This is a genomic window from Bacillus sp. GB_SG_008 (assembly GCF_052038115.1).
Taxonomy (GTDB): Bacteria; Bacillota; Bacilli; order Bacillales; family Bacillaceae_G; genus Bacillus_A; species Bacillus_A rhizoplanae.
Window position 1 is genome coordinate 53,056 of record NZ_JBPZSK010000007.1, and the last position, 13,185, is coordinate 66,240.

General features: G+C 39.6%; 10 protein-coding genes and 2 pseudogenes. 5 read left to right on the forward strand and 7 right to left on the reverse strand.

What is annotated here, in order from left to right; translation table 11 throughout:
* Positions 1 to 221: 221 nt before the first annotated feature.
* Positions 222 to 1,685, forward strand: a complete 1,464-nt coding sequence (locus ACTDJC_RS17660) for a L,D-transpeptidase family protein (RefSeq protein ID WP_440604225.1) — start codon at positions 222 to 224, stop codon at positions 1,683 to 1,685.
* A 371-nt stretch (positions 1,686 to 2,056) separates the two neighbouring features.
* On the opposite strand, the gene ACTDJC_RS17665 is transcribed toward ACTDJC_RS17660, so the two are convergent.
* Both ACTDJC_RS17665 and ACTDJC_RS17670 read right to left on the reverse strand, forming a co-directional pair.
* Positions 2,057 to 3,571: an acetyl-CoA hydrolase/transferase family protein gene (locus tag ACTDJC_RS17665; RefSeq protein ID WP_440604226.1), complete on the reverse strand. Its 1,515-nt coding sequence runs from the start codon at positions 3,569 to 3,571 to the stop codon at positions 2,057 to 2,059.
* Positions 3,572 to 3,698: 127 nt separating this feature from the next.
* A complete protein-coding gene (locus ACTDJC_RS17670) occupies positions 3,699 to 4,343 on the reverse strand; it encodes a LytTR family DNA-binding domain-containing protein (RefSeq protein WP_098306827.1) in 645 nt (214 codons plus the stop codon).
* Positions 4,344 to 4,399: 56 nt separating this feature from the next.
* Here ACTDJC_RS17670 and ACTDJC_RS17675 point away from each other — a divergent pair.
* A pseudogene (locus tag ACTDJC_RS17675) lies at positions 4,400 to 4,765 on the forward strand (zinc ribbon domain-containing protein); the annotation flags it as partial.
* Between the two features lie 201 nt (positions 4,766 to 4,966).
* Here the strand turns inward: ACTDJC_RS17675 and ACTDJC_RS17680 are convergent.
* The gene (locus ACTDJC_RS17680; protein WP_098311043.1) at positions 4,967 to 6,139 is read right to left on the reverse strand and encodes an MFS transporter; all 1,173 of its coding nucleotides are present in this window, start codon (positions 6,137 to 6,139) and stop codon (positions 4,967 to 4,969) included.
* Between the two features lie 81 nt (positions 6,140 to 6,220).
* Here ACTDJC_RS17680 and yeiL point away from each other — a divergent pair, with 81 nt between their 5' ends.
* Positions 6,221 to 6,892: a transcriptional regulator YeiL gene (gene yeiL, locus ACTDJC_RS17685; protein ID WP_098311044.1), complete on the forward strand. Its 672-nt coding sequence runs from the start codon at positions 6,221 to 6,223 to the stop codon at positions 6,890 to 6,892.
* Between the two features lie 343 nt (positions 6,893 to 7,235).
* Here the strand turns inward: yeiL and ACTDJC_RS17690 are convergent, their stop codons facing one another.
* Together ACTDJC_RS17690 and ACTDJC_RS17695 are read right to left on the reverse strand one after the other, a co-directional pair.
* Positions 7,236 to 7,700 carry a phage tail protein gene (locus ACTDJC_RS17690; protein ID WP_098311045.1) on the reverse strand — a complete coding sequence of 155 codons (465 nt, stop codon included), beginning with the start codon at positions 7,698 to 7,700 and terminating at the stop codon, positions 7,236 to 7,238.
* A gap of 22 nt (positions 7,701 to 7,722) precedes the next feature.
* Entirely contained in the window at positions 7,723 to 8,202 is a 480-nt protein-coding gene (locus ACTDJC_RS17695) for a GyrI-like domain-containing protein (RefSeq protein ID WP_098311046.1), read from the reverse strand.
* Positions 8,203 to 8,312: 110 nt separating this feature from the next.
* Between ACTDJC_RS17695 and ACTDJC_RS17700 the strand changes: the two genes are divergently transcribed.
* Together ACTDJC_RS17700 and ACTDJC_RS17705 are read left to right on the forward strand one after the other, a co-directional pair.
* Positions 8,313 to 9,275: a helix-turn-helix transcriptional regulator gene (locus tag ACTDJC_RS17700; protein ID WP_440604227.1), complete on the forward strand. Its 963-nt coding sequence runs from the start codon at positions 8,313 to 8,315 to the stop codon at positions 9,273 to 9,275.
* Positions 9,276 to 9,794: 519 nt separating this feature from the next.
* A complete protein-coding gene (locus ACTDJC_RS17705) occupies positions 9,795 to 10,583 on the forward strand; it encodes a COG4705 family protein (protein ID WP_440604228.1) in 789 nt (262 codons plus the stop codon).
* Between the two features lie 111 nt (positions 10,584 to 10,694).
* On the opposite strand, the pseudogene ACTDJC_RS17710 reads toward ACTDJC_RS17705, so the two are convergent.
* Positions 10,695 to 11,207, reverse strand: a pseudogene (locus tag ACTDJC_RS17710) (IS200/IS605 family accessory protein TnpB-related protein); the annotation flags it as partial.
* A 250-nt stretch (positions 11,208 to 11,457) separates the two neighbouring features.
* Positions 11,458 to 12,927 carry a glutamate decarboxylase gene (locus ACTDJC_RS17715; RefSeq protein WP_440604229.1) on the reverse strand — a complete coding sequence of 490 codons (1,470 nt, stop codon included), beginning with the start codon at positions 12,925 to 12,927 and terminating at the stop codon, positions 11,458 to 11,460.
* Positions 12,928 to 13,185 lie beyond the last annotated feature (258 nt).

The window sequence follows — 13,185 nt, forward strand, 5'->3', positions numbered from 1 at the left end:
ATTTTGTTTTTGTAATGATTTATTACTTGCAAGGGGCTTGGGATGGGCTTACAAGGGGTTTGTAAGGGGCTATTCATTGTGAGTCGAAAGAATTTGGCTATCATTACTATAAAACATGGTAAAAAATAGTGAAAATTTAAGAATAATAAGGTAAACTAATCAATGGTCTTATTTTACTAGTTTAAAGTCAATTGACGTTGATGTATGCGGAGGAAAGATTTATGAACAACAACACGCTAAATGAATCAGTTGAAGAAATTGATAAAAAACGAAGTGATAAAAAACGGGTAAACTCAATCAAGTGGTTTAAAAATTGGAAGTTTATCACAGCGGGTGGCGCTGTTATAATTGCACTTCTAATTGGGGGAATGAGTTATTATCAGGCAACCCGTTTCAATTCACATGTTACGATTAATGACACAAACGTCGGCGGTCTGACTGCTGATCAGGCAATAAAGAAATTACAAACATCTGTATTAAAAAACGAAGTCTATGTTGATCAACAACAAATTTTAGATGAAGAAGATACACAAATAGGATTTACGGATGAAGATTTGCCTAAAGTTAAGAAATTACTAAAAAGCCAGTGGACATTTTTCCCTTCCTCAAAGGAAAAAAATTATTGGCTGATACCCGAAAAGGCGGATCAATATCGAAGCGAAACGATGAAAAAACTTGTAGAAGAAAAGCTCTTATCTATGAATAAAGATTTAAAAGCGCCTCAAGATGCTATGGCGAAGTTGGAGCAGGGCAAAGTTGTTATCTCAAAAAGCATTGACGGAAAACAGTATGATGTCGCTAATCTATTGAAGGATTACGACAAGCAGAAGTATAAAAGTGAAATCCATTTGAATCCTGTATACATACAGCCTATTAAAGAAAACAATCCGATTGTAAAAAAAGAGGAGAAAGCGCTACAGGATCTTCTTCAACAAACCATTGATTATAAGGTACAAAATGAAGTTTACTCTTTAACAGCTAAAGATCTAATTAAAAATGCCTCTATGTCAAAGGATATGAAGGTTACAATCGATGCGAGTGACATTAAAAACAAAATTACTGAAATTAATAAATCTCAAGCAACATTAAATAAAAACTTCACATTTACAACCCATTCTGGTTCGGTCATATCAGTAAAAGGACAAGGCTATGGCTGGGCAATAGATGTTGAAAAAGAAGCAAAACGAATCCAAGAAGCCTTCGAAAAAGGGGAAAAATCACTTTCTGCTTCTAATATTTACGGAAATGGCTGGGAGAATAAAGGCATCGGTTATGAAACAACAGCCAATAATGGCATTGGAGACACGTATGCTGAAGTGTCAATTGCAGAACAGCAAATCTGGATTTACAAAGATGGAAAATTGGCAGTCACAACGAGTGTAGTGACTGGTAAACATAGCACGAGTGAAGATACATCACCGGGAGTGTGGTATATCCTCTATAAACGATCACCGTACACACTCAAAGGCAGCGCAGTAGGTAAACCTGATTATTCCGTTAAGGTAGATTACTGGGCTCCGTTTACAAACAGCGGACAAGGGTTCCACGATGCCGGCTGGCGGACAAACTGGGCAAATAATGCCTATTTAACGGGCGGTTCGGGCGGATGTGTCAACCTCCCTCCTAGTGTTGCGAAAACTGTGTATGATAATCTCAGCACTTATGAACCGGTTGTCGTGTACTAGCGAATAGCAGTCTCTCATGAAGTGAGGCATGTATCCAGAACTGAAAAAGTATTTTCTTTATAAAAAAAAGAAGCAGGCAATCGCAAGTGATTGTCTGCTTCTTTTTTTTATGTATGATACGTCCTTCTCATGTGCAGGTGGAGAAACAGTTATATGCTTATATTCACTTGCAACAAAAACTCCATTTACTTATGGTACAGTTCACCGTTATGAATCTATATGAGGTAAATTTCTAGGTGATTGAACTCTACTGGGCTTACCACCACGACTCTTCATGATATTTTTTGCTTTCTTCGTATTTAAGTAATGCAAATATAGTGATTCGTTGGATATACCATAAAAAAATTTAAGCGGTTACTTGTGATACGTACCTATACGGTTTCTACTGCCGCTTCAAGCATTGTTCCATTTTTAGCATAATTCGTATGCCAAGAAAAAGCTTTTTCTAAAACATGAGGAGTTTGTCCACCTCTTGTTTGTGCTTCTTGATAATAGGCTCGTAGCTGGTTACGATACATTGGATGTGCGCAATTCTCAATAATCAGTTCCACTCTTTCCCTTGGCGCCAGTCCCCTTAAGTCAGCATATCCCTGTTCAGTAACAATCACATCTACATCGTGTTCAGTATGGTCTACATGAGAGACGAAAGGAACGATGCTTGAAATGTTACCGCCTTTCGCAATCGATTTAGTAACAAAGATAGCTAGGCGTGCATTTCTTGCAAAATCACCAGAACCACCAATACCGTTCATCATCTTTGTACCTAAAACGTGAGTAGAGTTGACATTTCCGTATATATCTAATTCTAAAGCAGTATTAATCGAGATTAATCCAAGGCGGCGAATGATTTCAGGATGATTAGAAATCTCTTGCGGGCGCATCATTAATTTATCGCGATATTTTTCAAAGTTGGAAAATACCTGTTGCATTTTCTCTTCGGAAAGCGTGATGGAGCAGCAGGAAGCAAAATGTACTTTCCCAGCATCCATAAGATCAAAGACCGCATCCTGTAATACCTCAGAATACACTTCTAAATCTTCAAACTCCGAATCTAACATTCCATGCAGCACTGCATTGGCCACTGAACCAATTCCCGATTGTAATGGCGCTAAACGATTCGTTAATCTGCCTACTTTTACTTCTTTTCGAAGGAACTCTATTAAATGCTGTGCCATGATAACAGTTTCTTCATCTGGAGGAACAATCGTTGACGGCGAATCAAGTTGGTTCGTAAACACAATACCCTTCACTTTTTCAACATCAATCGGAATACCGATAGTTCCAATTCGATCATCCGATTTAACGAGCGGAATTGGAAGCCTTTCCCCTTGTTTCCCAGGTTCATATAAATCATGCAGCCCCTCTAGTTGTGTAGATTGAGCCATATTAATTTCAATAATAATGGACTTGGCATTTAGGGAAAACGCTAAGGAATTTCCAATTGAAGTGGTTGGAATAATCATTCCGTCCTCAGTTATCGCAACCGCTTCCAAAATAGCGACATCTATATCCATAACGTCGGCACGGAGTAGCTCTGCTGTATGAGACAAGTGCTGATCCACAAATAAAAAGTCTCCTTTATTAATTCCTTTTCGCATGGTCGCATCGGCTTGGAAGGGCAATCTTTTTCCTAAAATTCCTGCTTCAGCAAATAATTTATCTACATCCGAACCTAAGGAAGCTCCAGTATAAACATTTACTTTAAAAGATTCATCATGCTTAACGCGGTTCACCAGCGCAAATGGGACTGCCTTCACATCACCTGCACGTGTAAATCCACTTAAGCCTAAAGTCATTCCATTTTGAATCCAGGAAGCCGCTTCTTCAGGTGTAACTACCCGGTCCTTTAGACGTTGGTCCCTGATTCTCTCCAAATTATTCTCCATAAGTAATCCCTCTCTTAATGAATATTCATAATTATTTTACACATTAACACTATCAAAATAGGGATTTTGGTATACGATACCGAAAATTCAGATAAAATAGCAAATCTAGGCTCTAGAGCAGAGAAATCTAGAATCCTAGAAGCTTCCGAAAATAACTGGCGTATGATTGACTAACTGGTACCCTCTCACCATTATCCATCGAAAGTAAAAAGGTAGAATGGGTATCAGGATAAATCGCTTTAATATGATTAACATTTACAATAAATGAGCGGTGGCATCTAATAAACGAATCCTTCGGAAGCAAGTATTCGAATTCTTGCAGAGAGTATTTATGCGTTCCTGATAACTCTTCGGAATTCACATACGTCTTTTTATCTTTAGCCTCTAAATAAATGACCTTTGAAAAAGGAATCGGAATCCAGCCGTCCGTTGTTTTTAAGGTAACGACCGATTTTCCATCCGTTAAAGCTGGATAAATTGCCGTCACGCAACCCTCAAGTTTTCCATTATTTAAAAATGGTACGGCCATTCCATGATAAGGAATACCAAAAACATCCCGATTAATAAACTCAGAAACCTTTTGCTTCGTCACGATTGCTTTATGGGCAATCGTCCCTTCCTTTATAGGGTCCCCGACGCTAATTTTTAAATCAATTCGTTTACTTGGCCGATAGTATATATATTCTTTTGTATTAGAAACAGCAATTGAAATTTCATCTGAAAATACTTCACCAATAACATCTAGTAGTAAGCCTAAGGTTATATCTTCCATACTATTAACACCTCATTTACTATTATACTACTTAACACCAAAGTGTACTGATTCTGATGGGAAAAAGACAGAATCAATCCTTTTGCCATATCCCACACAATCTCCTCATTGAAATGATCATCTATAAAGCAAAACGAAAAGGCATTCCTGTACAAGTCGTGGAAGAATCGTATACAAGCAAGGCATCCTTTCTAGACAGTGATGCGATCCCCATTTACGGTGAGGAAGACATTCCTGTATTCAGTGGAAAACGGATCAAACGTGGATTATATCGTACGAAAGAGAATAAACTACTGAACGCAGATGTGAATGGTTCCTATAACATCTTAAAAAAAGCAGTTCCAAAGGCGTTTGCCGATGGAATAGAGGGGTTGTGCCATCAGGCAGCTGTGTCAACTCCACTCGTGTTAAGCATCTTTTGAAGATGATACACGAGAAACCCCCACTTCAAGATCCGAAGGAGATAAGTGGCGGGAGTTTTCATAATAACCCAGTATTACCTAATAATGCTCTACGATGATCTTAAGTATTAGGAAAAACGAAAATATGCCGCTGCTTGAATATCCGAAGATTTGTGCGGCATATAAGATCGATTTAGCTTCGTATAGTCTTAAATAAACAAACTAAATAAAAACTGCTGCTTTCTTTTTATATTCCAAATTTCGATAAACAAGTGCAAGCAGCATCGACGGTATGGTACAAACAATCATCCCGATAAAGGCGTATCTTGGCTCGATTTCGTATAAATAACCGCCAAACATCGTGAACACCGCAGTACTCCAGCTAAGTGCCAGTGCTGAATACATGCCTTGTGCTTTTGGAATCTGCGCATGTGGAATATTTTTGATTAAATATTTCATAAAGGCATAATGCCCCATTGCAAATGAGCATGCATGCAATGTTTGTGCGATACAGAAAACAATAACATTTGGAAAGGCAAATACTAATATCCAACGTACGGATGAACCAAGTGCCGCTAGCGTCAGTAAGGAGCCTACTGAAAATTTATGAAAGCTCTGATCTGCGATTGAGAAGAAAATGATTTCTGCGATCACGGCAATGTTAATAATTAACCCAATTAAATATTTGGGTGCGTGAATATCTTGTAAAAAAATATAGCCATAGCTGTAATAAGAAGCGTGTGCCGCTTGCAGTAAAATCACAATGACGAGCACCAAACCAAAGTGTTTGATGCGAAATAATTCCAGCATACCGCCTTTTTTTGTTTGATCCTCTTGCGGTTTTTTAGATAAAACAACGGGTGCACGCATAAAACCAAGACACACGAATACCAATGTGCCGAGTAACAGTGCCCATAAAATCACTTCATCGCCAAACGCCCCTGTAAAGATGGTTAAGATCATACCTGCCACGACAAATCCAATGGATCCCCACGAGCGGCTCTTCCCATAATGTCTTAATTGATTACTTTGCGCAAGTACGCCAGCTGCGCTATCTAAAGCAGGCATCAGCGCTGGGTAAATAAAATTCAAAAGTAACGTTACCAAAAGTAAGCTAACAAAGGAACTCGCTGGAATACAACACAGAATAGCAATTAGTGTGCCGATTGCCATCCCATTTAATAAGATTTTACTACTAAATTTCCTCGATAAATAAGGAAATGCAATTAATGTAGAAAGGCCTCTTGCAACCAAACCTAAGCTCATAATCAAACTAGTTTGTGAAAGAGTAAGCCCTTTTGTATGAATCATCCATCCTGTCCAATAGGGTAGAAAAATGCCCCATGTCATATAAAAACTAAAAAACTGTCTACTCATCCAGCGTTGTGTGTTCATTCTGTATCCCCCTCATTGTTTGCATGATAACATGGAGATACGTACAATAATATGAGATATCTCACATTTTTGAGGTGGATTATGGAAATTTATAAAAATGAGAAAAGGAAAAGATATTTGAATGAGTACTCCATTGCGCATTTATTTTCTTTTCCGATTGAAGAGTTTATAGAAGTGCATGAATATAAACGCGATGAATGGATTATTCAAGAAGGCATGCGACCGGATTTTTTATTTTATGTCATTGAAGGAAAAGCAAAAATTTATGTAACGCATCAAAATGGGAAAGTTTCCTTAATTAATTTTATCAATGCGAATGATTATATTGGGGAAATGGAATTATTAAATGAGGTGTACTATACAAAAGGGATCCAAACCTCCACTAAGACCATTTGCTTTGCGCTTCCTTTTCATCGCTGTCGCACACAAATGTTAGAAGATGCAAAATTTCTACGTGAACTAACCAAATTTTTAAGTGTAAAAGCAACACAAATGGCTGCAAAGTATTCGTATAGTCTCGCCTTCCCGCTTGAAAACCGGCTTGCGGATTTTATTTTGCAAACCTCGGATGAAGAGGTCTATAAGGAGAAACACGTAACTGTTTGTGATTTTTTAGGCGTCTCCTATCGACATTTATTACATGTGCTTGCACAATTTTGCGACAAAGGGTATTTGCAAAAGGAAGGACGTCACTATCGCATTCAGCAGCACAACCTACTATATGAACTTGCTGAGATGTTGAGGAATAAATAACTAACTGTGATTCATAAATAGTGGTATACCAAAATAGAAGAACAGACGTTTACTCCGATAAAAACCTTAATTTAACGAGCCTCACTTAGATTAATCACGCTGAACCGTATCATAAGTAAATGATGTTTTTGCGAAAAAAGTAACAGCACCCTCTAATTTGATGGAGAGGTGCTGTTTTGTTATTTTGAATGCCTAGATGAGCATTTGTTGCATGAATGGTTGTTTTTGCTCTTGCGATGAATTTAATTTTTTTGCTCAATCAGGATTTCCTTATCCAAATGAAGAAAAAGAATGACCAACTACCAAAAATGGCTGAATTCCTCCACTTGCGCTTTGGCTTACTTTAATATTCTCCTTTAATTACAAAAAACGAGCCCCGAATTGTTCCAGCTAGTTTAGACTTCTGCCTAGCAAACTTAAACTTCGTTTCTAACTCCTTTGGTACCTCCATCGCCTCAGAAAGTTTAAAACCAACGGCACGCTTCTTAGGGTCATCAACCGTATACATGACGTTGACCCCAAGACCATCCTCATAAAAGACGTAGGCAAATTTGATATTTTCCACTTGAAAACGCGACGTTTCTAAAGGTTTGGCCGCAAACTCAATATCACGTTCTTCTTTCAAAATTCGGTTCACATAATCAAGGGTCTCCTGGCTTTCGCTGGCTGGTACAACCGTAAATTCATGCTTATATTTGTTCATAAAGTAACGGGCTTCATGAGCACGTAAACCAGCAAGCGCTTCTACTGCTGGTGAAGACTCTAAACCAACTGTAGACACATTTTTAAAATCAACGATATAGGACATTTCCATCCCTCCTTTAATCCTTTTATTTCCTAACAACAGGAATCCACATTTCACCAAATACTAAGCCGTTTCGCTGCCCCATCTCAACCGTTGCATTTGGCCCGCCAACATAGGCAATATTCTTTGCTTCTGGCAAGACTTGACCAAAGGCAATGCCAGTAAGCTTATTACTCAACTCATCAGCCGTTTCTCCTTCCCCTTTAACAACTAGGTATGCCCCTTTAGGAAATTGGATAACTCTGGATTCTTCTGGTACCAATGCCTCTGTCATGACGCCAGCATAATGCATCATCTTGTTATTCACCGCTTCGTTCACGGCAAAAATGTAGTCATTTGTGGCTATGGCTTTTAAAGTGTCAAGCCTTCCATCTTGTTTGACGGCCCGCCAAAAGTCTGACTTTTCCTTGTTTATGCCAGCAAAGTCTGTGTAATCGCTCTTAAGCTCAGTTCCAAAACCTAAAACGGTAAAGCTGTCTTTTTCTTCTAGTGTATAATCTGCCATATTCAAAACCTTCCTTTTTTTTAAATTAATCAAATGATTTGTCTTTTCACTTGATAAGTTTATAATAGCCTTAAATCATGTCAAAAAATGATACTGTTTAGGAGGTCCTGATGAAAAAAGTTGAGCGGATTAATATCATCATGCGGTATATCAATAACCGCGCCCACTTTACAATTTCTGAAATCATGCGAGAATTTAACATCTCTCGTTCGACAGCTATTAGAGATATCAGAGAAATTGAAGCCATGGGGATGCCACTTGTCGCTGAAGTTGGAAGGGATGGGGGTTATTTTGTTATGAACAACTCTGTCCTGCCTACTGTTCGCTTTACCGATAATGAGATCAAAGCTCTTTTTATTGCCTTTATGGCTACAAGAAATCAACAACTCCCCTATCTAAAGAGTCGTCATTCTTTAGCTGAAAAATTACTAGGCCTCATCTCAGAAAACCAGCAAGAGGACCTTGTTCTTTTAAATCAAATCTTGCTTTTTGAAGGGACCAACCCCAATAATCCCGACCTGCTTGATCTGTCAGACCTCCCCCATCCTATGTTAGAAAAGCTTATCCAAATCCTTCTTTTGGATAGCTATTTATTGATTACCATCAAAGAAGAGAAGGTAATAAAGTCTTATCCAATTTATCTCTTGCACCTTTATCGTGAAAAAAGCCTTTGGCTGATTGAAGGCTTTGACTTAAAGGAAGAAAAGAGACAGACTTTTCCTGTCGACAATCTCACCAATGTCAAACCATACCCTACGAAAAAAAGATTAAGTAAGAAAAAGATTTTAGAAAAACTAAGTAAGCAGGAAGAAGTAATCAACCTTGTCGTTGAACTTGGTCCAAAGGCGATTGTCCAGTTCAAAAAATACCATCCTTTAAAAGTTTCAATTTCCTATACGAATCCTTACCAAACCACAGCCATTCTAAAGACTTTTATCAATGTTAATAATTCAGAAGAATTGACCGAAATAACAAATTGGCTACTTTTCCTAGGTGGGGATATCAAGGTCAGGGAAGTGCCAGAAGAAGTCTTAGAAGGTTTACAAGAGAGATTATTCCTATATTGCCGATAAGCAGTGCCAGTTAAAACCCAAATAATTTTGAGCTTGGCCAGTTGCTGGTTACCACTTATTTTCGCAAACCCTGAAAAGATAAGGATTTATGAATGTTGGAAATATTTTGAAAGGGTAATAGCATTTTTATTAGTATTGTTCTTTATTGAATTTCTAGTAAATTCATTCTAGCAAAAAAAGGTTAAACCTCATTTAGATGCATTACGCATGAACCATGCCACAAGTAACAGTAAATTATATTTTTTTTGAGTAAATGAACTTTATTTAATGAATTTTTAATATAATTCTCATTCTCCTTTCATGCAGTGAAGGGTGTTTCCTTGTAACATATTTTTATGTTCTGATACAGTGGTGGCTGTACAAATGATTATTTCCGCAAATCCGTTTGTTGAACGGTTAACAGACCGGATTATACAAAAAGCCCAACTCAGAAAAAATAATAGACTTTAAAAATAATTTCTTTTGCATCCAGATTGTTTTTTTGTGAAGGAAAGAATCATTGGAGGGAAAAACGAGCATATGAATAAGTCCTTATCGGCCGTTATGCATCGCGCAAAGCCGATCTTGTCGAAAGTTCCGGAAGTTACAGTCTATTTTTGGATTACCAAGGTGCTGACTACTGGAATGGGAGAGGTGTTTTCTGATTACCTAGTCAATCATATGAATCCGATCATTGCAGTTGCTCTTGGGGGATTTGGTTTAGCGGCCTCATTGGTACTTCAATTCTTGGTACGAAGATATGTGCCATGGATCTACTGGCTCGTTATTGTGATGGTCAGTATTTTTGGTACGATGGCTGCTGATGCTGTGCATGTTGTGTTGGGAGTCCCATACCTTGTATCAACCGTGTTTTTTGCAGCGACACTGGCAGTTATCTTCGTCATCTGGAACACGTTCGAGAAGACTCTGTCTATCCACAGTATTTACACTACTCGCCGCGAGATTTTTTACTGGTGCACTGTACTGAGTACGTTCGCCCTCGGTACTTCTGCAGGTGACATGACCGCGTCAACAATGCACTTAGGTTACTTTTCCTCGGGGGTGCTGTTTGCCGTCTTACTTGCCATTCCAGCTCTAGGATATTGGTTGTTTGGTCTAAATGAGATATTTGCCTTCTGGTTCGCCTACATCATGACTCGTCCAGTAGGTGCCTCGTTTTCGGATTGGATCTCGGCGTCTCACAACCGCGGTGGTCTTGGGCTTGGTGAAGGTCCGGTCAGTCTTGTCTTAACGATTATTATTGTTGTTCTTGTCGGCTACTTGACGATTAGCAAAAAAGATCGTAAGGATGAGTCTGCCGCGGCATAGGAGCGGTAGAAAGCTCACTTGCCCATAGCTTTTTCTTATTCTAATTAGGATGAAAACTCCCGCCACTTATCTCCTTCGGATCTTGAAGTGGGGGTTTCTCGTATATCATCTTCAAAAGATGCTTAACACGAGTGGAGTTGACACAGCTGCCTGATGGCACAACCCCTCTATTCCATCGGCAAACGCCTTTGGAACTGCTTTTTTTAAGATGTTATAGGAACCATTCACATCTGCGTTCAGTAGTTTATTCTCTTTCGTACGATATAATCCACGTTTGATCCGTTTTCCACTGAATACAGGAATGTCTTCCTCACCGTAAGTGGGGATCGCATCACTGTCTAGAAAGGATGCCTTGCTTGTATACGATTCTTCTACGACTTGTACAGCAATACCTTTTCGTTTTGCCTTATAGGTGATCATTTCAATGAGTAGATTATGCGGGAGATGGCAGAACGATTGATTCTGTCGTTTCCCCATCTCACTGTTTTGTTTCCACGATGTATTTTTCCCAATCACAATCGTAGAAATTTCGTATTGAACTGCAAGCTGAACAATATGGTAACTCATTTTGTGAAAGAGGTCTTTGATTTTGAGAAAACGTTTCTCATGAAGCCTTTCTAAACGATTACCCATTTTCATATTTTTCGAGTCAATTGGCGGAATCTCTCCGTCTATTTATCAGATCGGGTGCTTAACCTGTTCCCCCAGCCGATAAGAGATATAAACTTTTCTTCTGTATAAAGCATATCCTTATTGGTCGACTTAATCTCCATAAAAAGTCCCTCCAATAAATTTCTTAATGGAGGGATTCATCTAAGATAGTTAATTTCACCGGTGGTTAGCTCAACTTAATGACTACGGGATCTGTCCCCACTTAGTGATGAAACCCATTATCACATTTCGTATCATGTGGCATAGGCCCGTCCAGGGAATCCAGAAAGGCAACGGCCTGTTTGAGGTTCCTCAAAAATAAATGCGCGAGATCCATGGAAAATCCATTTCGAACCACAACGCGCATAATCGTCACCGCTTCCATATCTGGGGGCAATGGATAGGCGGGTACTTGCCAGCCGAACACACGCAATTGTCGAGATAAATCATAAAGATTCCAGTTTAATGTGTAACCATCTTTCAGTCGCCAAGCGAAAACCGGAATATCCGAACCCTCGGACAAAAGTTCGAACGGTTCCATCTTCTGAATCGCCTTGCTAAGAAAAAGAGCGACTTTCTGAGAAGCCCTTTGGACATCATAGTACCCACTTTTCCCCAAACGCAGGTAATTGTAATATTGCAGGAGCACTTGTGCGCCAGGACGAGAGAAATTCAGGGCAAAAGTCGGCATGTTCCCGCCCAAATAGGAGACGCGGAAGACTAGATCCTCAGGGAGATCTTCAGCTTCCCGCCAAATTATCCAACCCAACCCAGGATAGACTAATCCATATTTATGTCCGGATACATTGATGGACTTCACCCTCGGTAATTGAAAATCCCAGACTAAATCTGGTTGAAGAAACGGTGCTATAAATCCCCCCGAAGCCGCATCCACATGCATGGGAATGTCGAGGCCCGTCCTCTCCTGTAAATCGTCCAACGCTTTCGCAATGGCGGCAACCGGTTCGTAAAGCCCGGTATAAGTCTCACCGAGAATCGGTACCACACCAATCGTATTTTCATCCACGGCAGCGAGGACCCTCTGAGGATCCAATCGGGGATGCTCTGGGCTAACCTTTACATAGCGTGGTTCAACCTCCCAATAGTTCGCGAATTTTTCCCAAACGACTTGAACAGCAGAACTAAACACAATATTGGGCCGATCCACCGGCTTCCCTTCGCTTTTGCGTGCGTTTTGCCAGCGTCTCTTTAACGCAAGCCCCCCGAGCATACATGCTTCCGACGATCCAGTTGTTGAAACGCCCATAGTCGTAAGGGGGGTGGGCGAATGCCAGAGGTTGGCTAAAATGCGGACACACCGCTCCTCAATTTCGGCTGTCTGTGGATATTCATCCTTGTCAATCATGTTCTTGTCGAATGATTTGGCATATAAGTGCTCTGCGGCAGGCTCCATCCATGTGCTAACGAATGTTGCAAGATTCAAGCGGGCATTGCCATCAAGAGCAATTTCATCATGGACGATTTGATACGCTGTTTCTGGTAACATGCCTTCATCAGGCATGTGAAAGCGCGGAACGACTAATTCTCCTTCGCGGGCAAACAGAGGATTTACAGAAAATTCGTGAGGCAGCTCCATTTGCACGTGACGCGGTAGATATTGTGGATTATCTGGCATGATCTCTTTTCCTTCGTATGCATCGTTTTGAGCTTCTGCTTTTCGATCCTGTGGCATACAAGTCCCCCTTAATTAATTGTTTAACAAACATATTATTTACAAAAAAGCATTTGTTAAATCAAGAGGACAATTCTAATAAAAGGTGCTGCCACCATTCGAATTAAAGGAGTATATTAACGTAAGCCATTCAAATAACAAAACAGCACCTCTCCAGCAAATTAGAGGGTGCTGTTGTTTCTTCGCTAAAACCTCATTTACTTATGATACGGTTCAGCGTAATCAATCCTAAATAAAAATTAGGCCTTATCGATTTTT